Origin of the sequence: Pedobacter antarcticus, assembly GCF_900112985.1 — a bacterium.
In the GTDB taxonomy this organism is placed as follows: domain Bacteria; phylum Bacteroidota; class Bacteroidia; order Sphingobacteriales; family Sphingobacteriaceae; genus Pedobacter; species Pedobacter antarcticus.
Genome location: NZ_FONS01000015.1, coordinates 1 through 23,397, shown reverse-complemented (window position 1 = coordinate 23,397; position 23,397 = coordinate 1). Strand labels below are relative to the sequence as shown.

Sequence of the window (23,397 nt, the reverse complement as noted above, 5' to 3'; positions counted from 1 at the left end):
TACAACAATTATGAGTCTAGAAATAAAAGTTCCGCCAGTAGGCGAATCAATTACCGAAGTTGTTTTATCCCGTTGGGTGAAAAATGATGGTGATGCTGTAGAAATGGATGAGGTTATTGCTGAACTGGAGTCAGATAAAGCAACTTTTGAACTTACTGCTGAACAAGCCGGAACTTTAAAAACAGTGGCTAGCGAAGGCGATACATTGGCTATAGGAGCAGTAGTTTGTAGTATTGAAGATGGTGGAGCTGCCCCTAAAGCTAAAGAAGCTGCACCAGCTGAAGAGAAAGCAGTATCAAATGATGCACAGCAGCCTGCTGCTGTGGCAGAACGTTCCGGAGAGAATTATGCTACGGGAACGCCTTCACCTGCAGCAGGGAAAATCCTGGCTGAAAAGGGTGTTGATGCGGGTGCTGTGAAAGGTACTGGTGTTGACGGCCGTATTACTAAAGAAGATGCATTAAAAGCAGAAAAACCAGCTGCTGCCGCTAAAGCTCCTGCTGCTGCTGCACCAGTTGCTGCTGCTGCGCCTGGCTCAAGAAATGAGCGTAGAGAGAAAATGTCTCCATTACGTAAAACAGTGGCAAAACGCCTTGTTGCAGTGAAAAATGAAACAGCGATGTTAACGACTTTTAACGAAGTTAACATGAAGCCGATCATGGACCTGCGCGGAAAATATAAAGATAAATTCAAAGAGAAACATGGTGTAGGTTTAGGCTTCATGAGTTTCTTTACGAAAGCAGTGTGTGAAGCAATGAAAGATTTCCCTGCGGTTAATGCGCGTATTGACGGAGATGGTATCATTTACAATGATTTTGTAGATATTTCAATTGCAGTTTCCGCACCGAAAGGTCTGGTTGTTCCGATTATCAGAAATGCAGAAAGCCTTAGCCTGGCTGAGATTGAAAAATCTGTGATTGAGCTGGCTACTAAAGCCCGCGATAGCAAATTATCTATCGAGGAAATGACTGGTGGTACTTTTACAATCACCAATGGTGGTGTATTTGGCTCAATGATGTCAACGCCAATTATTAATGCTCCGCAATCTGCGATCTTAGGGATGCACAATATTATTGAAAGACCAATTGCAGAGAAAGGTGAAGTAGTTGTACGTCCAATGATGTACCTGGCTTTATCGTATGATCACCGGATTATTGACGGCAGAGAATCTGTAGGATTCTTAGTTCGTGTAAAACAATTATTGGAAGATCCTGCTCGTTTGCTTTTAGGGGTTTAATATTAATCACTCATAAAAAGGTCTGTTCATATTCATGAGCAGACCTTTTTTATTGTGCTCTTTTTCGGGGAATATTCAAAATTTTCAGATTGAAATGTATGATTTGCGCCACATTTTAATGTGTTTTTAATCTGAGAGTCTATTTTAACATCTGTGGGTCATATGTTCAACAAACAATACGGCAGGCTGCATTTTGTTTAATTTTGTACCCGTGAATAAATTCTACTTAATTGTTTTTTTACTGGTTTTTTCGCTAAAAACCAAAGCACAACAAAGTTCTGGTATCTCAGATAATAAGGTTATAATCGGTAAAAGTCTTTTTGGCAATGAGACCAAGAGAGATTTTTCCCGAAAAGGTGATTTCTATATACACTGGGGATATAATCACTCCTGGTATGGTAAAAGTGATATTCATTTTAATGGTCCTGGGTATGACTTTACATTACATGATGTTCAGGCAAATGACAGGCAATCGAAATTGAGCTGGAAATATTTGGATATCGGCCAGATCTCAATACCTCAGTATAATTTTAGGGTGGGGTACTTTATTAAGGATAACTACAGTATTTCAATCGGCTGGGATCATATGAAATATGTAATGGACATTCCTCAGAGAGTTGCCATAACAGGTTATATAGATAAGGAGATCTCTAATCCCGGGATTCCTACAGGTGAATATGCAGGTACTTATAATGGTGAAATGCTGGATGTCAAAGCTGATATGTTAACCTTTGAACATACAGATGGTTTCAATTATGCAAATGTAGAGATTGAGCGCTATGATGATATCTGGGTTGCACCTTCCCGTAAAACATCACTGACACTGGAAACAGGTCTGGGGGCCGGTTTGATTGTTCCCAGGACCGACGTTAGGTTATTTGGTACAGGGCAAAATAATTATTTCAATGTCGCGGGATACGGCGTGTCTGTAAAAGCTGGGTTAAAGTTTTACGTGACCAGAGGGCTTTATTTCCAGAATACAACCAAACTTGGAACTACAAATCTGACGAATATTCATACTACAGGCCGTAACAGTATCGATAAGGCTAATCAGAAAATAAATTACGTAGAGAACTTCTTTGCCGTTGGATATCAGTTTTAAAACTGATTATATGTTTAACAAAAAAAGCTTTTACCGATCGTTCTATCTTCGGTAAAAGCTTTTTTTTATACTGGATATGGAGCTGGATTAACCTTTTCTAACACTTCCGGATCCTATCATAGTTTTGTTAACTTGTGCATTTCCATAATAGGTAACATGTCCGGAGCCACTGATGACAATATCAATTGTCTTATTAGCTGTAACGGACGCGCTTGCCGAACCACTAATTTGTAGTTTAACATTTTCTGCAGCAAAATCTTTACCACCGAATGAACCGGAGCCGCTTAGCGTAACAACTGCATTGTTCGCTTTACCAGTCTGCACTACCCGGCCGGATCCGCTGATTACGGATTTATAATTACTGACGTTAACTCCTGCCTTAATACTTCCGGAGCCACTTAAAGTCGTAACCAGGTCTTTACCGTTAATGGTGCCACTGACGAGCATATTTCCAGAACCGCTTAAAGTTAAGGAGCTTAATTTACGGGCTGTAATATGAACAGTGATTCTTGCACGGTTATATTTTCTGCTCCAGTCATTCCATTTAGTTTTTGGTCTGATTTCCAGCACACCTCCATTTACTTCTGCAACCAGTTCTGCGATGGCATCTGCATCTCCTTCAAACCGGAGCGATTCGGTCGAACCCATAGTTACATTATAATTCAACGATCCACCAGCTGCAATGCCGCTAAAACTTCCAACATTCCTGTTTTCCTGTACGTAAGCTGCACCATGTTTAGTTATCGCAGGTGATCCGGCAAATAAGTTAGCGCTGCAGGTCAGGCATACCGCCACCAATAAAATATTTAGTTTTTTCATTTTTAGGTTTTTTGATAGGACAAGATTTTTATTGGAATGTTGCAGATGCAGCCCATGTTTTTCTGATTTTTTTTATTCTGATTTCTTAAGCTGAATATAAAAATTAGGGTCTGCGGTTAAATCCGTATTGTCATCCTGTCGAATTGCTACAGTTTTCCAGTTAGCAGATGGATAGATATAGCTGTAAACTCCGGCGTTAAGGCTTACTTTAACCGGCATTTCAAATCCATCAACGACATTGGTCCAACGATATGATAATTTATTTTTAAGGATTTTATATTCCAAAACCGGAATTTTTACTGTGCGCAGGTACTGATCGAATATTTTATCAAGCTTCAAACCGGTATAGTTCGAAATATAATCTTCAACCTGCTTGGTAGTAACAGTCTGATGGTAGAAAGTTTTATTCATCCCTCTGAGTAGTTGTCTGAATTTTGCATCATTACCGATTAGCTGTCTGATGCTATGTATCATATTTGCCCCTTTATAATACATATCCCCGGAGCCTTCTTTATTTACATTGTAGATGCCGATTATAGGGATATCATTTTCGATTTTACTTCTTATACCGGCGACATAGGCTGTTGAAGCTTCTTTGCCGTAGCTGCTTTCCAGATATAATGCTTCTGAATAATTGGTGAAGCTTTCATGTATCCACATATCTGCGACGTCTTTTGAAGTGATGTTATTTCCAAACCATTCGTGCCCACTTTCATGAACAACGATAAAATCGAATTTCAAACCCCATCCGGTTCCTGAAAGATCGCTGCCCATATAACCCTGTTTGAAGTGATTGCCGTAAGCTACTGCGCTTTGGTGCTCCATACCCAAATGAGGAGCCTGAACGAGCTTGTAACCATCTTCATAAAAAGGATAAGGCCCGAACCAGTGCTCGAAACTTTTAAGCATTGGCTTTACATCCTTATTCCAATGCTCCCTTGCCTTTGCGCTGTCTGCTTTTAACGCCCAGTAATCGATATCAAGTTTGCCTTTTTCGCCATTGTAGCTGTCCGACCAGTGTGCATATTTCCCGATATAAAAAGTAACGTTGTAATTATTGATCGGGTTTTTAATGATCCAGTTGTAGGTGTGATAACCGGAGCTTTCGGCACCAATATTCCGGAGTCTTCCGTTTGAAACAACGTTCAGGTCTTTTGGCACTGCGATACTAACCAGCATACTGTCTACTTCGTCGCTTTGGTGATCTTTGTTTGGCCACCATGAACTTGCTCCTAAACCTTGACAGGCGACGCTGATCCATGGATCCCCGGACTGATCTTTACTGAAAACAAAACCGCCGTCCCAAGGAGCTTTTTTTGCCACAATGGGTTGACCGGAATAAAAAACCTGAAATTCTTCCTTTGCACCTTTCCTGATAGGTTCAGGAAAGGATACGAAAACAGCATTGAACTCCCGGGTATATTTTAGTGCGATTCCCTTGTACAGGATTCTATCTATTTTCAAATTACTGAAAAGGTCAAATTGAAGCTTGTTGAAATCTTGTGTGGCGGTAAATACGAAAGTATTACTGCCGCTAATTTCTCTCTTTTCAGGATCTATTTTCACATCCAGGTGGTAGTAATTGATGTCGTAACAGGTTCTGAGTGGGGTTAGCATGCCGCGAAGGGTATCCGCTTTGGTGATTGGTGTATTCCCGCTGAGGGGCTGTGCTTTAACCTGTGTGCAGAGCAAAAAAAGCAGGTACAGGCTGCAATAGATATACTTCATGTGTGTGGTATTAATACTTTTAATTTTTAAAGGTAATGAAGGTTTAATGGCTAATCAAGTTTGTAAACGCAAAAAGCCCGGTTTCGAAGTGCCCAATAAGTATCTAACTTTTTTGGTGGCACTTCAAAACCGGGCTTTTTGATGCTGTCTCTTTTTTCTGCAAGGCAGAATGCGGAGGGATTTCCTGTTATGGCTGCAGTATATTTAGCACCAGCGAAGATGTATTTTGCTGATCGTGATAAATCCGGTGCGTGGCTTTCTGAAAGTCCTGATCAGTTGCCTGATAGATATCCATAAATTTTTGTGGATTCCTGTCAACAAGTGGAAACCAGGAGTTTTGAACCTGGATCATAATGCGGTGACCTTTTTTGAAAGTATGGGCGACGTCGGGAAGGGTATAATTAACAGCAGTTACCTGACCCGGGACAAAAGCCTCAGGTTTTTCAAAACTATTCCTGAATTTACCGCGCATGATTTCTCCACGGACCATCATCTGATAGCCATTCATCAGGGCTGTTTTTCCTTCCGGTGCTTTTTCCTCTGTATCTTCAGGATACACGTCAATTAATTTAATGACATAATCTGCGTCAGTGCCAGTAGTTGAAACCGATAATTTAGCCAGCAAAGGGCCTGTTAAAGTAATATCTTCAGTTAAGATATCGGTCTGGTATACTTTTACGTCTGGTCTTCTTGCCGCAAAACGCTGATCGTCAACCATGTATTCTCTTGTTCTTCTCTCCTGAACACCGGCCTGATACGGAACTGGGGCGGCAGGATCACTTATATATTCATCGTAACTAACGGATCCAGAAGGCTTGTCAAAACTTAGTTTTCCACCGGAATGGAAGTACAGATTCTTTTCAGCTGTGCCTTGTGGTGGCCAGCTGTTGAATTTTTTCCATTCATTACTTCCGGTAACAAAAATGGTTGCTTCTGCCAAACCTGCATTACCATCGTCTTTCAGGTATTGCTTAAAGAAAGGAAGTTCTACATTTTGCTGATACCAGGTACTGGTTTCCTGTTTAAACCGGATATCTCCAAAGCTGTCGCCTTTACCTCTTACCCAGCCTCCATGGAACCAAGGGCCCATGACAAGTGTATTTGTTGCACCGGGGTTTTGTTTTTCTATCGCCTTATAGGTATGTAAAGCTCCATATGTGTCTTCTGCATCAAAGAACCCACCTACCACCATGACAGCAGGTTTGATGTTTTTCAGATGCGGTCTGATATTACGGTCCTGCCAGAACTTATCATAGTTTCCGTGTGCCATCAGGTCATTCCAGAATTTGATGGTGTCTCCAAAATATTTGGTTTTAACATTGGGTAATGCACCCAGGTCCAGAAAGAAACGGTAATTGTCTTTGATAGGATGCTTAAAGGGTTTAGGGCCTTTGTCTGGTGTTATCGGTTTTGGTCTGGGTACGCCAAAGGAAGAATAAAAGTTGAAGGCATCTGCCAGCATAAAAGCGCCGTTATGGTGAAAGTCATCTCCCATAAACCAATCGGTAACCGGCGCCTGTGGTGAAGCTGCTTTCAGCGCAGGATGTGCACCCGGAAGTGCAGCAGTAGAATAGAAGCCAGGGTAGGATATACCATAGATACCGGCTTTGCCATTATTACCCTTGATGTTTTTAAGCAGCCAGTCTATAGTATCATAGGTGTCGGTACTTTCATCAATATCTTTTTTAGAAGATCTTTTATCCAAATGCGGTCTCACATCTACAAATTCGCCTTCACTCATCCATTTACCACGTACATCCTGGTAAACGAAGATAAATCCTTCGCGAATGAATTGCGGGGACGGACCAAGGCTTGTTTTGTATTTGTCTTCACCATAAGGGGAGACTGTATAAGGTGTTCTGCTAATCATTAGCGGATATTTCTGGCTGGTGTTTTTAGGAATATAAATTGCTGTGAAAAGTTTAACCCCATCACGCATAGGGATTAGTCTTTCTATTTTAGTGTAATTATCCCGTACATAGGCGGAGTCAGTCTCCGCAAATGCCGTGGTTCCGGCCAGCAAAAGGATGCAGGCAAACCATAATTTTTTGAGTGGGGCGTTTATCATGATCATTAAAAATAAGCTTAAGCGAATATAGTGGATCGGCAGACCGTTCGGTTAAGTTTAGTGTTTTTCACATAATTTTTACGCAATCGTTTATTCAGGTAGCCAAATGGTCGTACCTTTGGCGGTTATAATCCAGAATGCATGTCTTCAGAGAAATTCAGCCTTAAGTCTTTATTTAACCTTATTCCACCGCGATTGATGGCCTTGATCCGCTTTGGAATAACGGGGGTGAGTGGTCTGTTTATAGATTTTGCACTAACCTGGTTTTTTAAAGATGAGCTGGGAATCAATAAGTTTGCTGCAAATGGAATCGGCTTCAGTGCAGCGGTAATTAGTAATTTTCTGATCAACCGGAACTGGACATTTAAGGGGACAAAAGCAAAGGCTGCGCCGCAATTCACTGCGTTTTTAATGGTTTCTGTAATTGGATTACTCCTTAATTCTGGAATTATCTATCTGCTGGATAACGTGTTGCACGTTAATTTTTATTTAAGTAAGGCCATTGCAATTTTCCTTGTTTTTTTCTGGAACTTCAGTGCTAATTATTTCTTTGTGTTCAAAACTGTTAAAAGCAGCAAAAGCTAAATTATGGAGCTAATCGATTCGAGGCAGCAGAAGTCCTGGTTATATTTGTTTATCGGACTGGCGGTCCTTTTGAATTTTAGTGGAATGTTTGTGCCTGTAATGGGGCCTGACGGTGCATTGTATGCTTCTATCGCAAAGAACATGGTGCTGAACGATAATTTTAGCGACTTAATGGTTCAGGGCAAGGACTGGCTGGATAAACCGCATTTTCCTTTCTGGATGACCGCATTGAGTTTTAAGGTATTTGGAATTCATACCTGGAGTTATAAGCTGCCAGGGATCTTATTTATACTGGTAGCCGCGCTTTATACTTACAAGCTGGCTAAAGTCCTATATAATGAATCTACAGCGTTGTGGGCAGTGCTGATCTTATTAACGGCACAGCATATCCTGATATGCACAATGGATATCCGTGCAGAGCCTTTTCTCACCGGTCTAATCATCGCATCTGTTTACCATTTCTATCGCTGTCTGGGGCGGCAATGGATACTCCACCTCTTGCTAGCCTCTCTTTTTGCAGGTTATGCGGTCATGACAAAAGGTATTTTTGCGCTGATCCCGGTTGCCGGGGCAATAGGAGGCCACCTGATTATTACAAAGAACTGGAAAATGGTACTCAATTTCAGGTGGTTACTTGCAGTGGTTTTGATTCTGCTGGTGATTCTTCCAGAATTATTAAGCCTGTATGCTCAGTTTGACCTACATCCGGAAAAAACGGTCTTTGGAAAACAGGATGTTTCAGGGCTGAAGTTCTTCTTCTGGGATAGTCAGTTTGGCCGTTTCTTTAACAATGGGCCGATTAAAAAAAACAGTGGCGATCCAAGTTTCTTCCTGCACACAATCTTATGGGCATTTTTGCCCTGGAGTTTTTTATGGTATGCCGCAGTATTTCGCTTTTTTAAGCAGAATTTCTCTAAACCTTCCAGTGCGGAGTGGCTGTGTATTTCGGGTTCACTATTAACACTGCTGATTTTCTCGGTCTCGAAATTTCAGCTTCCTTTTTATATTACTATCGTATTTCCCTTTTTTGCTATACAGGTGGCAGACTATATAAATAGTTTAAATTCTGAGCATAAATTCAAATACTGGCGTATTGTTCAATTGGTTGTCGGCTTGTTGATGCTGGTGACAGTTGCTTTGCTGCAATTCTTCTTTAGACCAGATACTCTTGGTGTATGGAATGGTCTTTTTATACTGGGTGCGCTTGTACTGCTGGTTATTGTAAGTGTGACCGGTCTGGACTTCAGGAACAAAATGGTCTTGCAGTTATGCAGTGTTGCAATTGCCGTAAATCTATATTTTAATCTGGTTTACTATCCAAAATTATTAACCTATCAGGCAGATAGTGAAGCGGCTTTCTGGATGAACAAGCATAACCCGGATGGAATTCCTGTTGTGCAGAGTCGTATTGGGTTTGGCTTCGCATTGGAGTTTTATACCCGGGCACCCGTTTATTTTTTCCGGCCGGATGAACCTGAAGCACTTCCTAAACTTCCGTATTTATTTTATGGAGATAAAAGTACCGTGGATGATCTTTTTGAAGCTGGCGTTCCGATGCAAAGACTGAAAACTTTTGAAAGCTACAGGATCAGCAGACTGAAAGCTAAGTTTTTAAATGAAAAGACAAGAAAACAGACCTTGGATACTACTGAAGTGGTTTTAATCTACGGAAACATTAAGAATTAAGTACCTTTAGATGACGGTTTTCCAGGAGTGTTTATTAACTTTGCTCAACAAAAAACAAACATTATGCAATACGACGTCATTATTATTGGTTCTGGTCCCGGTGGGTATGTAAGCGCAATCAGATGTGCGCAGTTAGGCTTAAAAACAGCTATAATCGAGAAGTATAAAACTTTTGGTGGTACTTGTCTGAACGTAGGCTGTATTCCTTCAAAAGCCTTACTGGATTCTTCTGAGCATTTTCATAATGCTGCGCATACTTTCGAAACACACGGAATTAAATTAAAAGATCTTAAAGTGGATATGCCACAAATGATCGCTCGTAAAGATGACGTTGTAGCTCAAAATACTGCAGGTATAACGTATCTGTTCAAGAAAAATAAAATCGACAGCTTTGAAGGTGTGGGTTCTTTCGTAGATAAAAATACGATCAAGATCGCCAAGGCTGATGGTTCATCTGAAAATATTACCGGAAAGAATGTCGTTATTGCTTCCGGTTCAAAACCTACTGCTTTACCATTTCTGCCAGTAGATAAAAAAAGAATTATTACTTCTACTGAAGCTTTAAATATTAAAGAAGTACCTAAATCAATGATTGTTATTGGTGGTGGCGTAATCGGACTGGAATTAGGTTCTGTTTATGCCCGTCTGGGAACTAAGGTTTCTGTAATTGAGTTCCTGCCTTCAATTATTGCTACTATGGATGCTGGCCTTGGCAAAGAGCTGCAGCGTGTACTTAAGAAATCTTTAGGAATGGAGTTCCTGATGGGTCATAAGGTTACTGGTGCATCTGTAAAAGGTAAAACTGTAACGGTTACTGCACAGAATTCTAAAGGCGAAGACGTAACAGTTGAAGCGGATTACTGTATTGTTGCAGTTGGACGTACCGCTTATACAGAAGGTCTGGGTCTGGAAAACATCGGTATTAAAACGGAAGAACGTGGAAATAAAATTCCTGTAAATGCTCATCTGGAAACAGCTGTACCTGGTGTATACGCTATTGGTGATGTAATTACCGGCGCCATGCTGGCACATAAGGCAGAGGATGAAGGTACTTTTGTAGCGGAAACTATTGCTGGTCAAAAACCACATATTAACTATAATCTGATTCCTGGAGTTGTTTATACCTGGCCAGAGGTTGCTTCAGTGGGATATACTGAAGAGCAGTTGAAAACAAACGGAGTAAAATATAAATCTGGTTCTTTCCCTTTTAAAGCGAGTGGAAGAGCGAAAGCAAGTATGGACACTGATGGTTTTGTAAAAGTACTGGCTGATGAAGCAACGGATGAGATTTTAGGTGTTCACATGATCGGTCCGCGTGCTGCAGACATGATTGCTGAAGCTGTTGTTGCGATGGAATATCGTGCGTCTGCCGAAGATATTGCGAGAATCTGTCATGCACATCCAACTTATACAGAAGCTATTAAAGAGGCGGCTATGGCTGCAACAGCTAATCGCGCAATTCATATGTAAAAAATTACCGGAGTGCATTTGTACTCCGGTAAATCTTTTTAAAAACCCCAGGCTTCAGCCTGGGGTTTTTTTATAGGTAATTGAGGGTAGGCTTCTTTGAGTGCTTTTACCCCAAGTTCAATTAAGCGAAGGTTTTCTTCCAGATGACCGTGCTGGACTTCTATATTGATGTAAGGAATTTTATGCTGCATCGCATAAACCGACAGTGATCCATCGTCCGGCGCTGTCTTTGCCTGCAGAATAACATTTACATTCTCTTTTTTTAGCAGATTGAATACTTTAAGATCCGTCACCAGAATCATGTCGTCTTCATCGGTCTGGAAATTGATGTGCACGGAATCTGCTGCACTCTCGAGTGCATATCCTGGCAGATAACTGCGAATGCCGAACCCGCCGTCTGCATTATTATGGAGTGTGATAATGTAATCTTTATGTTTTGGCAGATAGGTTTTAAGTATAGTTTTGGAAGCGTGTTCGAGTTCCTCCAATGCATCGTCGGTTATAGCGCCATATTTTTCCAGGCCTGCCAGCCGGCCTTCTTTGGTGTATATACCATTCGGATCGGTCTGAAACTCTTCCTCTTTCAACAGAAATTTAAAATTTCGCACTGATCCGTACTGTGTGTCAATAATGCTTCCGCCATTGGTTTTAATGTATTGGAAGGCAGCTTTAACTCCGGTATCCTCATCATCATGGATCGCGAGAAAATTCACATTCGGTTCATTATAACTGTAACGTACCAGACTTACTTCCAGGTCTCCTATATTAAGATAGGTAGTGTCTGATATCATGCCGTCAAATACCGGCGGATGTTGTTGTGCACTGAGCCGCAGTGTAGGGAAGAACAGGCTCAGAATTAGGATTGTACGGAGTATATTCATAATGCTTTCAACAGTTAGCTTTCAGTTTTACATTTTCTGTTCAGCTAACAAAAAAGGAACCACGATGGATTCCTTTTTTGTTTATTCTTATTGATTTTTTAATGTTGGTGGTCTAAATCGTATTCTTTAACGTCTTTATGATCGTATGGTTCTACCATCAGCTCTTCTATGGTTACCCCTTTTTTATTAAATCCGAAGCGGTCCAGAATTCCGTCAAAGATCTGGTACATTACCGGTACAACGATCAATGTCAGGAAGAGTGAGCTCAACAGACCTCCAATAATTACCCAGGCAAGTCCATTTTTCCATTCTGCACCTGCACCACCCGCCATCGCAATAGGAACCATACCGATAACCATCGCAATAGTGGTCATTAGAATAGGTCTTAAACGGGCGTGATTAGCCAGCACGAGTGCCTCATGTGTAGATTTGCCTTCTGCTTTCATCTGATTGGTAAAATCGACCAGGATAATCGCATTTTTCGCGACCAGACCGATTAACATAATTAATCCTAGAATAGTGAAGATATTTAGTGCATTATTTGTTAATGCCAGCGCCAGTAACGCTCCGATCACCGACAATGGGATGGAGAACATCACGACAAATGGATACACAAAGCTGTCATACAAGGCAACCATAATTAGGTAAACTAAGATAATAGAGGCCATCAGGGCAATACCAAGAGTTCCAAAACCTTCTCCTTGATTCTCTGCATCACCTGCCCAGAGATAACTTACACCTACTGGTTTTTTGAGTTTGCCGGATTTCTCCAGTTCCAGCAATTTTTCCTGGAACTCGGCAACAATGGTACCTGTTGGTCTACCAATGGATTGTGCACGTACGGAAACAGATGTACTCTTATCACGTCTTTCCAGCTGACTTGGTCCGGAACCTTCCTTGATATCTGCAAACTGTGAAAGTTTAACTTCTTTGCCTGCGGTATTAATAAAGATCAGGTTGCTAACGTCATCAATATCTTTACGGTTGAAGGTCTGGTAACGAATATTAATATCATACTCGTATTCTCCTTTACGGAACTTACCATCGGTGTTTCCACTGAATGCGGTCTGCATGGTTGCCCCTACAGTTTGAAGGGTTAAACCTAAAGCAGCCATTTTATCACGGTCTACCTGTACGTTGATCTCAGGACTTCCACCTTCTACGGAAAGTTTAAGCTCCGCAGAACCTTTAATCTGTGCCAGCACTGCCATTGCACCTTCGGCATATTTCATTGCGCTGTCCAGATCGGAACCCATTACTACCATATCAATAGGTGCATTTTCCGCTATACCTAAAATACTGATTGGTACGGTTTTTACTTTTGCCCCGACCAGATGTTTGGCGAGTTCACGGCTGACCTTAGTTGCGTAAATACTGGAGTTATCTGCCCTTTCGCTTCTCTCAACAAGTTTGACGTTAATCTCTGATTTGTATGCGGTCGCCTGCGTACCACCAAAGTCACCGCTGGACTGACCAACAGTAGTAATCAATTGTATGATTTCTGGTTTCTTAACCAAAAACGCTTCTGCTTTCTGAGTGATCAGGTTAGTCTGTTCAATAGAAGCATCTTTCGGCAACTCAATTTGAACAAGGAATTCCCCTTTATCACTTTTCGGGAAGAATTCTGTACCTACATATCCGGCCGGAATTAATCCGCAGGATCCGAAGAAAAGGACCAATACAATCATAATGGTTTTACCCTTATTGGCTAATGACCAGTTCAGGATACTCGTAATCCATATTGTGAATTTACGCAGTTGTGCTTCGAACCACAGGATGAATTTTCCAAAGATATTTTTGCCTTCGATCTTCTCTAACTTACCGTAACGGGAAGATAGCAGTGGTACGATCGTAAAGGAAGTAATCAAAGAAAGGAGCGTAGCAATAATAACAACGACACAGAATTGTCTCAGGATATTGGATACCAGGCCGGTACTGATGGCAATTGGGAAGAATACAACCACAATTACCAGGGTAATGGAAACTACGGTAAAGCCGATTTCACTTGTTGCGTCATAAGCTGCACGTACTTTGTTTTTACCCATCTCCATGTGGCGGTAGATGTTCTCCAGTACTACAATCGCATCATCGACCAGAATACCTACAACCAGTGAAAGGCCCAAAAGGGACATCAGGTTTAAGGTATATCCCAAAACTTCAATTCCTATAAATGTAGCAATCAGTGAAGCTGGGATCGAAACCATGACGATTAAGGCATTCCGCAAACTGTGCAGGAAGAAAAGCATTACAAAGGCAACAAGGATAATTGCCAGGATTAAATCATGGATAACCGCATCGGCCGATTCTAAAGTGAAAATGGAACTGTCATTCGCAATGACAATATGCAGTTCGTTAGCTTTATAGTCTTGCTGTAAGGTCTCAATGACTTTATGAACACCCTTACTTACTTCCACGGCATTCGCATCGGATTGTTTGATAATCTGAATTGCAATTGCCCCTTTACGGTCGATACGTGCTATTTTCTCTACTTCTTTTTGTGTATCACGCACGTCTGCTACATCGGAAAGTCTGATTTGCGCACCGTCTTTACCAGTAGTAAGAACAAGATTCCTTAATTCATCTACATTCTTGTATTTACCTGACAAACGGATCAATACATCCTGGTTATGTGTTTTTACACTACCGGTAGGGAAGTCCAGGTTTGAGGTTAAAATAGACTGTTGTACTTGAAGTACTGACAGGCCGTAACCCTGTAATTTATCAGCATCTAATGCAACTTCAATTTCTCTTTCCTGACCACCAACCAAGTTTACCTGGGCTACACCTGTTACCCGGGATATAATGGGTGCAATCCTTTTATCGATCAGATCGTAAAAAGAGGCATCATCCATCTTCGCAGATGCCGACATGGTAATTACAGGTAAATCGTCCAGGGAGAATTTATTCAGTGAGGGCGTCTTTACATCGGTAGGTAAATCTGCGAGAATTGAATTTACTTTGCGCTGTGCTTCGTTCAGGGAGAGATCGACATTAGCTTTATCATTTAGCGTAATCGTCACTACCGACAGACTTTCGTAAGATACAGCATTCAGTTTTTTGATGTTTTCCATGGAGGAGACAGCGTCCTCAATTTTCTTGGTCACCGTATTCTCTACCTCAGCAGGAGATGCACCCGGATAAATAGTGGAAATGGAAACCACATTATTCGAGAACTTAGGCAGCAATTCGTAACTTAAAGAGAAGTAGCTTAAAAGCCCCATCAATGTTAGCACGGTAAATACCACAATAACCAGTGACGGTCTTTTAATTGATATTTCTGTTATTTTCATTAGCTATATATTTTTTAGCAGGTTGCTTAGCTTAATTATTTAATTGCAGTAACCGGACTTCCATCAACCAGGTTGATCTGTCCGCTGATGATCGCAGTTTCACCTTCTTTCAGACCGTCAATGATCTCAACCCTGTCTCCAAGGATACGACCGGCAACGACCTTGCGGATTCTGGCAGTCTTGCCATTCTCCATTACGAAGATCTCATTGCTGCTTACACTGCCAACGAATGATCCCCTTGGAATAACAATTGCCGGAGCCTGAGCAGGAAACTGGAAGACTGCAGTTCCATACATACCAGCTTTGAGCGTATTAGCATGGTTGTTCTCCACTTCTATTTCAACCGGAAAATTAAGTGTAGCATCTGCTTTTGGTGCAATGAAAGTTATTTTACCAGTGAAATCGTCTGCTGGAAATACATTTGATTTGATTTTTACAGAACCTCCTGTTTTTAAGCTGGCAACCTGGCTTTCATTTACGTTGACCTTAAGTTTAAGTCTGGACACATCTACCAGTTCAAACAACTGCGTACCCATTGCGGTCACGAAAGCACCGACTTCAATATATTTTTTGTTAACGATGCCATTGATCGGCGATTTAATATTAGCATCACTCACACGACGCGCGGCACCTTGTAATCTCAGGCGCGCATTTCTTGTTGCCAGTTTCGCCTGGTCAAGCTGTTGTTGTGTAACACCACCTGTTGCAAAAGAGCTTGTATATCTTGCTTCATCACGAATTGCATTATCTAAAGCTGCCTGAGCGGTTTCTTTATCTGTATTAATGATTTCTGCATCGATACGCGCTAAAACCTGCCCTCTAGATACTTTATCACCTTCTTTAACGAATATTTGTGTGACGCGCCCTGCATTTTCAGAAAGGAAATCAAGCTCTTGTTTCGGCGCAAATGTTCCATTCGAACTGAAATCTAAATCAACGGGTTCTTTTTTCACTTCAGCCACACGAACACTCACTGCACCACTACCTTCCGACACCAGTGCGGTTTGTGCATCATTCTTCTTCTTGTTGCTGTTTAACACCCAGGCAATTCCACCCAGCACAACAATGATGAGTATGACAGTTATAATTCCTCTTTTCATTTTAATAGTGATTTTATATTTCCGTTTGATTTGATTAGTTGGATTTCGGCAATTTTATAGTTAAGTAATGCCTGGGTATAACTGTTTTGTGCGGATGTTAGCGCATTTTCGGTGTCCAGCAGATCGGTCAGGGCTGCCAGGCCATTATTATAGTTGTTTTGCGTGCTTTCGTATATTTCCTGCGCCAGCACAACATTTTCTTTTTGAGTGCGGATAGTATTCAGATTATCTTTCAACTGAATCTTTGCATTCTCATAGGCTAGGTTGAGTGTATTTTTCGTTTGGAAGAGGTCTTCGTCTGCCTTTCTAATATCTACTTCTGCCTGGCGAACTCTTGATCTTGTCGCGAAACCATTAAAAATCGGCATCCTTAATGTTACTCCTATAGCGGAAGCATCATAGTAGAAGGCAGATCCGCCTTTTTTAAATAAATCGAACTTATCGCTCTGTCCGGTTTTGGAAATGTTTCCTGTAAGAGACAGTGTAGGGTAATATTCGGCGATATATGCCTTTTTTTGCAGGGCATATAATTCACGCTGTACATTTAATAACCTAATCTCGGTACGCCCGGAAAGGCTGATACTGTCCGCTAGAACTGGCAGGACCGTTACGTCCGTTAGTTGTTCCTGTGGCAGATTGACCTTCTCGGTTACCGGCATACCAATCGAAAACTTTAATTGGTTTTCTAACTGAACAACAGCATTCACTATCTGTTCCCGCTGAGTCTGCAGGTTAGTAAGGTTTACTTTGATCCGGTCTACGTCGATTTTTTTTGCTAATCCGTTCTGGTATTGATTTGAAATGATTTTTTCAATCACCTTAACATTCTTGATGTTGGTATCAATTACATTGAGTTGTTGTCTGCTCACTAATACCTGGTAGTAATTGTTGGCAACCTGCTCAATTACTTGCTCTTCAGTTAACTGTGAGTTGAGCTGGTAATAACTCTCGCTGGTTTTGGCCGCTTTTAAGCCGGTGAAAACTGTTTGGTTAAACAGCTCCTGACTTAACTGAACGCCTGCATTTGAATTCCATTTCCTTCCCAGCTGAAAAGATTGGTCTCCAACAACTAGCTGACCGATAATTGCATTATAAGTCAATGAGGCATTACCCGTAATCTGTGGAAGCGCCTGTGATCTGACTTCTTGTGTTTTATATCTTCCACCATCGATATCCAGTCTGGATTTCCGGGCAGTGACATTGTGCTCAACGGCGTAATTTAACGCTTCTTTTAGACTGAGCGACTCCTGTGCCTGTAAGTAGAGACCCTGAAAGAGTATCCAGAACAGCAGAGGAATAGTTTTTAAAATGAACTTCATAAATTAGGATTGTTGGAATATAGGTGGTTGCTATTGTAAGCCTTTAATGAAAATCCTGGATAACATGATCTGTTTTTCTTTCATGGTTCTCAACTCTTTTTTGTCGGGGATAAGCTCTTTATTGCCATGCATTACGCAAAGGGAGGTTAGTCCGGCTTGGCTGGCCAGATAGAGCTCTGCTATTTTAGCAATGTCTTCCTGTGGCAAAATTTCACCGTTGGCAATTGCCTGCTCGAAGATCTTCTCATGAAGAACTCTGTTCTGTATAAATTTCTCTGACAGGTAATTTTTCAGCTCCACCGAGTTAAGTGAAGAGTCAGTATTGCCGTTTGAAAGATGAAGCATATAATATTTTTGGAAAAACTTATGCTTAACTTCTATACTGTGAAGTAAAGTTGTTGCGATGTTGTCTCCCGATTTCTGATCCTTATTCATCATATTGAAATAGTCTTCGAAAATTCGTTCAACTACACCGAGTATAAGACTGGATTTGTCCGGAAAGTAATAATACAGAGATGGTTTGGAAACGGACAGATCTTCCGCTATCTCATTCATCGTTGTTTTATTAATACCAAAATGTGTAAACCGTTTGATTGCACCCTCTAAAATTAATTCTCTCTTTTTATCAGTTTCTGCCATTTCTACCTTTTTACTATCTGACTTTATATTTTTAAAAGTCAAAAATATAGCTAGAATAGTTATTTAGGAAACTTTACTTGAAAAGAAGTGTTCTAGATTGTTAATATGACAAACTCATGACCTATTAGTCTGTTTAAGACCTGCTAAAAAGATTTCTGTGAAGCGTTTCTCTTTGAGGAATATGAGTTTAAACTGCTCTTTATCTGGGTAAATGATTTTAGAGCGGTTTAAAATATTGAAGTGTATGCCAGAAATAGCCTCGACAAAAATTTCAGTTGTAAAGTTCAGGTCGGCCACTGAGAACTCACCAGATGCATTCCCTTTATTTAGTAGCCCCGTTATGATTTTCAGCTCAAAAGCTCTCGCTCTTGTAAATTTATCCTGAAGTTCATCCGGTAATTCCGGGCCCATCATTTTGGTGTATTCAATGAGCTTATAGTATTTCTGGATAAATGCCTGTCTTTTTTGAACCAGCATCAATATTCCTTCGGCAGCACTGCTTGTTTTTTCGACGGACTTGACAAGATCCCGGCTAATCTGGTGCATCAGATGTTCGATCACACTGACATAAAGACTCAGTTTATCTGGGAAATAATAATAAAGCAAGGCTTTTGAGAATGCAATGTCCTTTGCAATCTCCGTCATCGTAGTTTTCGCAAGCCCGTAATGAGCGAATCTCTTCAGTGCGGCATCTATGATTAAAAGTCTTTTTCTATCTTGATTTTCCATTGTTTGTGAGGCGTACTTTTGCTTTTTTATGTCCTGACGGACTGCAGAATTTAACCGGATGTAAATTAGGAAAAATTATTAAATAATGTATTTGAGGGATAAATATGGCTTTAACAATTACATTTGCTTCAAATTATTTATAGTACTGCTATGTTTTTAATTCAGGAAAATATCTCCTTAAAACCTTATAACACATTCGGTATCGATGTCAATGCCCGCTACTTCGTAGAAATCACAGAAGCTAAGGATTTACTGGAATTACGCCTTTCGGATGTTTTCAGGACGGAGCGTATATTGGTAATTGGCGGGGGAAGTAATTTGCTTTTCCGTTCAGATTTTCAGGGACTGATTATTAAAATGAGCATTCCTGGTATTCAGGCTTCAATTGACAGTCAAACCGTTTATGTAACTGCTGGTGCCGGTGTGGTATGGCATGATCTGGTTATGTACTGTGTGAATAACGGATATGCAGGAATGGAAAACCTAAGCCTTATTCCTGGTACCGCTGGTGCTTCTCCGATTCAGAACATTGGTGCATATGGTGTTGAGCTGATGGATATTTTCTATTCATGTGAAGCTTTTGAACTGGCGACCGGCGAATTCAAAACTTTTAGCTTTGAGGAATGTGGTTTCGCTTACCGAGACAGTGTCTTTAAACATGAACTTAAAGGGCGTTTTATTATTACCGGGGTTACGTTTCGTTTACCTCAGCCTGCGGCTGTAAATACGGGCTATGGTGCTATACAGGCGGTGCTTAATGAACGGAATATAGTAAATCCGGGTATTGCCGATATTTCGGGGGTTGTTGCTGAGATACGCGTTAGCAAACTCCCGGATCCTTCAACCATTGGAAATGCCGGTAGTTTCTTTAAAAATCCAGTGATTCCTGAAAGTCAGTTTGACGGGTTGATTGCAAACTTCCCAAACCTGGTTAGTTTTCCTGCTGGCTCTGGCTGCAGAAAACTGGCGGCTGGCTGGCTCATTGAACAGTGTGGATTTAAAGGAATAAGAGACGGTCAAACGGGAACATGGAAGAATCAGGCGCTTGTTTTAGTGAATCACGGTGGCGCTACTGGTGAAGAAGTGTATAGTTTTTCAGAAAAAATTATTGAGGCGGTATATGCCAAGTTTGGTCTAAAACTAGAAAGGGAAGTAAATATTTTGTGATATAGCGGTTAGCCTGCCGGGGAGCGGCTTTGCTTGTTTAGAAAAAAATCTGTGGCCATTTTGGTACATCTATTGTATAAGTGTTAGTATGCAAGCTTAAACAGATTGGGTAGTGCTTCTTTGTAACAGCTTGTTATTTTGTTCGTTAACTTAAAAACTTAGACATTATGACAAAGAATGAATTTAATCTACAGCTCCATCGCCACTCCGTCTCTTTGCAGTCATTTGCTTTAAATTTTACAAAGGATATTGAGGATGCAAATGATCTGGTTCAGGACACCATGCTAAAAGCTGTGACTTACTATAGTAAATTTAAGGAAGGAACAAATCTTAAAGGATGGTTATTCACCATCATGAAAAACACCTTTATCAACAATTACAGAAGGCTGGTTAAAACGAATGCATTAATTACTCAGTCTGAAGACATATCATCTGCTAATCTGCACTATAGTGCAACTAAAAATACTATTGATAGTAAGTTTATCATTGGAGATATCAATAAGGCGCTGGATACACTCGCACCTGAATATTACGTGCCTTTCGTGAAGTACTTTGAAGGTTATAAGTATCATGAAATTGCTGATATGCTGAACATACCTATCGGTACAGTTAAGACCCGAATTCATGTTGCCCGTCAGATTCTGAAAAAATATTTGAAAACATATTCTAAAGAAATTCTGGGAACAGAAGTGGTTTAGCAGCTAAAAAACTTGTTTTTTATGACCGTCCGTAGTGAAGCTGCAGACGGTTTTTTTATGTGGTTTTGAATCGAAAAGGAATTTTAAAGCAGGATTTGCTTTCAAAAGTATATTTTTGGCGATTAACCCGACCAGAATGAACATGACATACCTTCTATTGGATCTCGGCCTGGTGGCCCTGGCTATACTCCTGATCTTTATGAGTAAGAATGGGTTTGCCGCTAACCGCAAATATATCGGGCTTGCGGTAATGATCAATGTTTTTGCTTTTTCTATTCCTACGGAGTTTTTGACGCAGCTAAAAGTGATTGTTTTTAATCCTCCGTACCTGACCGGTACAATTCTCTGGCAACTTCCGGTAGAAGAATTGCTCGCTTTACTTGCGTTGCCTTTAATGGGCCTGGCTATCTATCTTTATCTGAATTCCCGTTACCCGGATCAAAAATATCAGCCATACAGTCTTGCACTAAGTAACCTGATGCTTGGCGTATGTATTGCAATGTTGTATTTCGGATATCAAAAGTATTATACTCTTTTTACTTTCGCCATATTGCTTCTTCTTCTTTTATATATCGAATATGTGAATAACCTGAGGTTTATGTATCGGTTTTACCGGGCGTTTCTTGTGTCACTAATCCCTTTTTATATTTTTTACGGTATAGCAGCTAATTTACCAGTCGTTCAGTTCCATCAGGAGGCTACACTGGATTTTAACCTGTTGGGTTTGCCCTTTGAAACACCGTTCTACTTTATGTCGATGATGTTGTTCAGTGTGTATTTTTACGAATTGTTTAAAAGTAAAGCCAAATCCTGAGCGGATGGATGTACAGGAATATACAAAGCAACAATTGGCTTTACGCAACGGACAAGATAAACCGCAGATCTGGGTAGCGTTTAAAGGGCTTATTTACGATGTTTCAGCTAGTCGTCTTTGGCGCAATGGAAAACATTATGAGCACTGGGCAGGGCAAGATCTAACTCCGGAGCTGAAGGATGCGCCACACACCGAAAAGGTATTTGAGAAATTTAAAGTTGTGGGCAAGTTGAAAACTTAAAAAAAGCTGACGAGATACCGTCAGCTTTTTTTTGTATTTGCCTGTTTAGGCAATATTAAAAGAACTCAATTTCACAAACTCTTTTACGCGGGCAGCAATTTCTTCTTCTGTCAGATTGATAATTCTTTCCGTACCGAATTTCTCGACGCAGAAGGAAGCCAGTGCAGAACCGAATACTATTGCATTTTTCATATTGTTAAAGTTTATCGTGCCTACTTTAGCCAGGTAACCGATAAAACCTCCAGCGAACGTGTCTCCTGCTCCGGTCGGGTCAAATACTTCAGCGAGCGGAAGTGCAGGGGTCGAGAAGACCTGGTCTTCATGGAATAATAAAGCGCCATGTTCACCTTTTTTAATAATCAGGTATTTTGGACCCAGAGTCAGGATTTTCTTAGCGGCTTTAACCAGGGAGTATTCTCCTGATAACTGACGGGCTTCTTCGTCATTGATTGTTAATACATCAACCAGTTTTAAAGTTTCCAGCAAATCATTCAGCGCTACATCCATCCAGAAGTTCATTGTATCCAGAACAATCAGTTTAGGGCGGTTTTTAAGCCTTTTAATCACCGTTTGCTGTGTTTGTGGGGCAAGATTACCTAGCATCAGATATTCGCAGTCCTGGTAGCTCTCAGGAAGGATAGGGTCAAAGTCGGCCAGCACATTTAATTCTGTAACCAGTGTATCACGGCTGTTCATATCATTGTGATATTTTCCAGACCAGAAGAATGATTTTTCACCTGCTTTAATCTGCAATCCAGTGGTGTCAATTCCATGCTGGTTAAGGGTGTCAATGTCATTCTGATGAAAATCTTCACCGACAACGCCAACAATTTTGACGTTTTTGCAGAAGTAAGAAGCGGCTAAACTGGCATAGGTTGCTGCTCCACCTACGATTTTATCAGTTTTTCCGAAGGGTGTCTCTATCGCATCAAATGCTACACTTCCTATGATAATCAGGCTCATATGTTTTTATTTAAAATTATTTCATTTTTTTTCACTACAAATATTGCATAAATAATTTAAAAGCCCTAATATTGCATTCCCAAAACGAACGAACCATATGGTGCTTCACTAACATGAAAAGGACGTTTTGGTTAACCAGGAATACTCCCGAATAGCTCAGCTGGTTAGAGCATCTGACTGTTAATCAGAGGGTCGCTGGTTCGAGCCCAGCTTCGGGAGCAGAATAAAAGTCTTTCAGCAACGCTGAGAGACTTTTTCTGTTAAAGTAGAGGGCTATGCCTTTTATTGAAGTATTAAAATTGCAATTTATCATTTTAAGATTGCATAAATTTTAAAATGACCAGCACTCCTTCTTAGCTCAGCTGGTTAGAGCATCTGACTGTTAATCAGAGGGTCGCTGGTTCGAGCCCAGCAGAGGGAGCCAAAAGGCAAGCACGGTAAAACGGTCGCTTGCCTTTTTTTGTTTCAAGCCCTAATTTGCTTTCGCCATTTAAATGGATCAGCTGGAGTAAAAATGGATCAAGTCAAAAACTTGTGGACTAAGGGTGTTTTTAAGCATAAAGTTGGGTGAGGCGATACAAGAAAAACTCAGTGCTTCTTACTCCTCTAAACTGGCTTCTAAATGCCTTTATCTTTGCATTGAAAGACTCAGCTGAAGCATTCGTGGAACGACTATCAAAGTAGTTTAGGATGGTTTCATAATGGTGCTGAATGGATCTTGAAATCGTATTGAACGACTTAAAGCCTGATTGCCTTACCGCCTCATGCCATTTGGCAAGTCTTGCCAGACCATAAAGTTTGTCGGTGGTTTTCTCGAAGATGTTACTCAGGTTTAGGCTTAAGTTGTAAGCTTGCTTAAGT

General features: G+C 40.8%; 20 protein-coding genes and 2 tRNA genes. 11 read left to right on the top strand and 11 right to left on the bottom strand.

Annotation, left to right across the window (positions count from 1 at the left end; all coding sequences use genetic code 11):
- The first annotated feature begins 10 nt into the window (after positions 1-10).
- Together odhB and BM192_RS19395 are read left to right on the top strand one after the other, a co-directional pair.
- Positions 11-1,237 (top strand): 2-oxoglutarate dehydrogenase complex dihydrolipoyllysine-residue succinyltransferase, encoded by a 1,227-nt coding sequence (gene odhB, locus BM192_RS19400; protein WP_037442833.1) that lies wholly within the window; start codon positions 11-13, stop codon positions 1,235-1,237.
- A gap of 211 nt (positions 1,238-1,448) precedes the next feature.
- Positions 1,449-2,339: a major capsid protein gene (locus BM192_RS19395; protein ID WP_037442831.1), complete on the top strand. Its 891-nt coding sequence runs from the start codon at positions 1,449-1,451 to the stop codon at positions 2,337-2,339.
- Positions 2,340-2,426: 87 nt separating this feature from the next.
- On the opposite strand, the gene BM192_RS19390 is transcribed toward BM192_RS19395, so the two are convergent.
- From BM192_RS19390 to BM192_RS19380, 3 genes are all read right to left on the bottom strand, one after another.
- Positions 2,427-3,158 carry a head GIN domain-containing protein gene (locus BM192_RS19390; RefSeq protein ID WP_037438892.1) on the bottom strand — a complete coding sequence of 244 codons (732 nt, stop codon included), beginning with the start codon at positions 3,156-3,158 and terminating at the stop codon, positions 2,427-2,429.
- A 72-nt stretch (positions 3,159-3,230) separates the two neighbouring features.
- The gene (locus BM192_RS19385) at positions 3,231-4,886 is read right to left on the bottom strand and encodes a M1 family metallopeptidase (RefSeq protein ID WP_037438894.1); all 1,656 of its coding nucleotides are present in this window, start codon (positions 4,884-4,886) and stop codon (positions 3,231-3,233) included.
- 187 nt (positions 4,887-5,073) lie between these two features.
- Positions 5,074-6,960, bottom strand: coding sequence for a CocE/NonD family hydrolase (locus tag BM192_RS19380; RefSeq protein WP_081857473.1), 1,887 nt, complete (start codon positions 6,958-6,960; stop codon positions 5,074-5,076).
- A gap of 135 nt (positions 6,961-7,095) precedes the next feature.
- On the opposite strand from BM192_RS19380, the gene BM192_RS19375 reads away from it, so the two are divergent.
- The 3 genes from BM192_RS19375 (at position 7,096) to lpdA (ending at position 10,695) form a co-directional block, all read left to right on the top strand.
- A complete protein-coding gene (locus tag BM192_RS19375) occupies positions 7,096-7,539 on the top strand; it encodes a GtrA family protein (RefSeq protein ID WP_234797590.1) in 444 nt (147 codons plus the stop codon).
- Between the two features lie 3 nt (positions 7,540-7,542).
- Positions 7,543-9,225, top strand: a complete 1,683-nt coding sequence (locus tag BM192_RS19370; RefSeq protein WP_037438895.1) for an ArnT family glycosyltransferase — start codon at positions 7,543-7,545, stop codon at positions 9,223-9,225.
- A gap of 63 nt (positions 9,226-9,288) precedes the next feature.
- Complete coding sequence (lpdA, locus tag BM192_RS19365; protein WP_037438897.1) at positions 9,289-10,695, top strand: dihydrolipoyl dehydrogenase; 1,407 nt, start codon at positions 9,289-9,291, stop codon at positions 10,693-10,695.
- Positions 10,696-10,733: 38 nt separating this feature from the next.
- Here lpdA and BM192_RS19360 read toward each other — a convergent pair whose 3' ends face one another.
- From BM192_RS19360 to BM192_RS19335, 6 genes are all read right to left on the bottom strand, one after another.
- On the bottom strand, positions 10,734-11,576 hold the full coding sequence (locus BM192_RS19360; RefSeq protein ID WP_234797589.1) for a hypothetical protein: 843 nt from the start codon (positions 11,574-11,576) through the stop codon (positions 10,734-10,736).
- 98 nt (positions 11,577-11,674) lie between these two features.
- On the bottom strand, positions 11,675-14,866 hold the full coding sequence (locus BM192_RS19355; protein WP_037438899.1) for an efflux RND transporter permease subunit: 3,192 nt from the start codon (positions 14,864-14,866) through the stop codon (positions 11,675-11,677).
- Positions 14,867-14,901: 35 nt separating this feature from the next.
- A complete protein-coding gene (locus BM192_RS19350) occupies positions 14,902-15,966 on the bottom strand; it encodes an efflux RND transporter periplasmic adaptor subunit (protein ID WP_037438901.1) in 1,065 nt (354 codons plus the stop codon).
- The gene (locus tag BM192_RS19345; protein WP_037438903.1) at positions 15,963-17,285 is read right to left on the bottom strand and encodes a TolC family protein; all 1,323 of its coding nucleotides are present in this window, start codon (positions 17,283-17,285) and stop codon (positions 15,963-15,965) included. The genes BM192_RS19350 and BM192_RS19345 overlap by 4 nt, the downstream gene beginning before the upstream one ends.
- Before the next feature lie 30 nt (positions 17,286-17,315).
- On the bottom strand, positions 17,316-17,924 hold the full coding sequence (locus BM192_RS19340) for a TetR/AcrR family transcriptional regulator (protein ID WP_037438905.1): 609 nt from the start codon (positions 17,922-17,924) through the stop codon (positions 17,316-17,318).
- Between the two features lie 114 nt (positions 17,925-18,038).
- Positions 18,039-18,653 carry a TetR/AcrR family transcriptional regulator gene (locus BM192_RS19335; RefSeq protein ID WP_037438907.1) on the bottom strand — a complete coding sequence of 205 codons (615 nt, stop codon included), beginning with the start codon at positions 18,651-18,653 and terminating at the stop codon, positions 18,039-18,041.
- 150 nt (positions 18,654-18,803) lie between these two features.
- Here BM192_RS19335 and murB point away from each other — a divergent pair, with 150 nt between their 5' ends.
- The 4 genes from murB to BM192_RS19315 all read left to right on the top strand — a co-directional run bounded on the left by murB (position 18,804) and on the right by BM192_RS19315 (position 21,573).
- Positions 18,804-19,820: a UDP-N-acetylmuramate dehydrogenase gene (gene murB / locus BM192_RS19330; protein WP_051759666.1), complete on the top strand. Its 1,017-nt coding sequence runs from the start codon at positions 18,804-18,806 to the stop codon at positions 19,818-19,820.
- A gap of 167 nt (positions 19,821-19,987) precedes the next feature.
- Positions 19,988-20,518 carry an RNA polymerase sigma factor gene (locus BM192_RS19325; RefSeq protein ID WP_037438911.1) on the top strand — a complete coding sequence of 177 codons (531 nt, stop codon included), beginning with the start codon at positions 19,988-19,990 and terminating at the stop codon, positions 20,516-20,518.
- A gap of 136 nt (positions 20,519-20,654) precedes the next feature.
- Positions 20,655-21,332, top strand: coding sequence for a lycopene cyclase domain-containing protein (locus tag BM192_RS19320; protein ID WP_037438923.1), 678 nt, complete (start codon positions 20,655-20,657; stop codon positions 21,330-21,332).
- A gap of 4 nt (positions 21,333-21,336) precedes the next feature.
- Positions 21,337-21,573, top strand: coding sequence for a cytochrome b5 domain-containing protein (locus tag BM192_RS19315; protein ID WP_037438913.1), 237 nt, complete (start codon positions 21,337-21,339; stop codon positions 21,571-21,573).
- Between the two features lie 45 nt (positions 21,574-21,618).
- Here the strand turns inward: BM192_RS19315 and BM192_RS19310 are convergent, their stop codons facing one another.
- Positions 21,619-22,536: a PfkB family carbohydrate kinase gene (locus tag BM192_RS19310; RefSeq protein WP_037438915.1), complete on the bottom strand. Its 918-nt coding sequence runs from the start codon at positions 22,534-22,536 to the stop codon at positions 21,619-21,621.
- 145 nt (positions 22,537-22,681) lie between these two features.
- On the opposite strand from BM192_RS19310, the gene BM192_RS19305 reads away from it, so the two are divergent.
- Positions 22,682-22,755, top strand: a tRNA-Asn gene (locus tag BM192_RS19305).
- Positions 22,756-22,883: 128 nt separating this feature from the next.
- Positions 22,884-22,960, top strand: a tRNA-Asn gene (locus tag BM192_RS19300).
- Between the two features lie 127 nt (positions 22,961-23,087).
- Here BM192_RS19300 and BM192_RS19295 read toward each other — a convergent pair.
- Positions 23,088-23,397 (bottom strand): transposase (locus BM192_RS19295; protein WP_139218469.1); only part of this gene is annotated, 310 nt, incomplete at its 5' end.

Excerpts from the sequence above, each read along its gene's own strand:
- odhB (WP_037442833.1), top strand. The coding sequence starts at position 11 with ATGAGTCTAGAAATAAAAGTTCCGCCAGTAGGCGAATCAATTACCGAA.
- BM192_RS19390 (WP_037438892.1), bottom strand. The coding sequence starts at position 3,158 with ATGAAAAAACTAAATATTTTATTGGTGGCGGTATGCCTGACCTGCAGC.
- BM192_RS19385 (WP_037438894.1), bottom strand. The coding sequence starts at position 4,886 with ATGAAGTATATCTATTGCAGCCTGTACCTGCTTTTTTTGCTCTGCACA.
- BM192_RS19380 (WP_081857473.1), bottom strand. The coding sequence starts at position 6,960 with ATGATCATGATAAACGCCCCACTCAAAAAATTATGGTTTGCCTGCATC.
- BM192_RS19375 (WP_234797590.1), top strand. The coding sequence starts at position 7,096 with ATGTCTTCAGAGAAATTCAGCCTTAAGTCTTTATTTAACCTTATTCCA.
- BM192_RS19370 (WP_037438895.1), top strand. The coding sequence starts at position 7,543 with ATGGAGCTAATCGATTCGAGGCAGCAGAAGTCCTGGTTATATTTGTTT.
- lpdA (WP_037438897.1), top strand. The coding sequence starts at position 9,289 with ATGCAATACGACGTCATTATTATTGGTTCTGGTCCCGGTGGGTATGTA.
- BM192_RS19360 (WP_234797589.1), bottom strand. The coding sequence starts at position 11,576 with ATGAATATACTCCGTACAATCCTAATTCTGAGCCTGTTCTTCCCTACA.
- BM192_RS19355 (WP_037438899.1), bottom strand. The coding sequence starts at position 14,866 with ATGAAAATAACAGAAATATCAATTAAAAGACCGTCACTGGTTATTGTG.
- BM192_RS19350 (WP_037438901.1), bottom strand. The coding sequence starts at position 15,966 with ATGAAAAGAGGAATTATAACTGTCATACTCATCATTGTTGTGCTGGGT.
- BM192_RS19345 (WP_037438903.1), bottom strand. The coding sequence starts at position 17,285 with ATGAAGTTCATTTTAAAAACTATTCCTCTGCTGTTCTGGATACTCTTT.
- BM192_RS19340 (WP_037438905.1), bottom strand. The coding sequence starts at position 17,924 with ATGGCAGAAACTGATAAAAAGAGAGAATTAATTTTAGAGGGTGCAATC.
- BM192_RS19335 (WP_037438907.1), bottom strand. The coding sequence starts at position 18,653 with ATGGAAAATCAAGATAGAAAAAGACTTTTAATCATAGATGCCGCACTG.
- murB (WP_051759666.1), top strand. The coding sequence starts at position 18,804 with ATGTTTTTAATTCAGGAAAATATCTCCTTAAAACCTTATAACACATTC.
- BM192_RS19325 (WP_037438911.1), top strand. The coding sequence starts at position 19,988 with ATGACAAAGAATGAATTTAATCTACAGCTCCATCGCCACTCCGTCTCT.
- BM192_RS19320 (WP_037438923.1), top strand. The coding sequence starts at position 20,655 with ATGAACATGACATACCTTCTATTGGATCTCGGCCTGGTGGCCCTGGCT.
- BM192_RS19315 (WP_037438913.1), top strand. The coding sequence starts at position 21,337 with ATGGATGTACAGGAATATACAAAGCAACAATTGGCTTTACGCAACGGA.
- BM192_RS19310 (WP_037438915.1), bottom strand. The coding sequence starts at position 22,536 with ATGAGCCTGATTATCATAGGAAGTGTAGCATTTGATGCGATAGAGACA.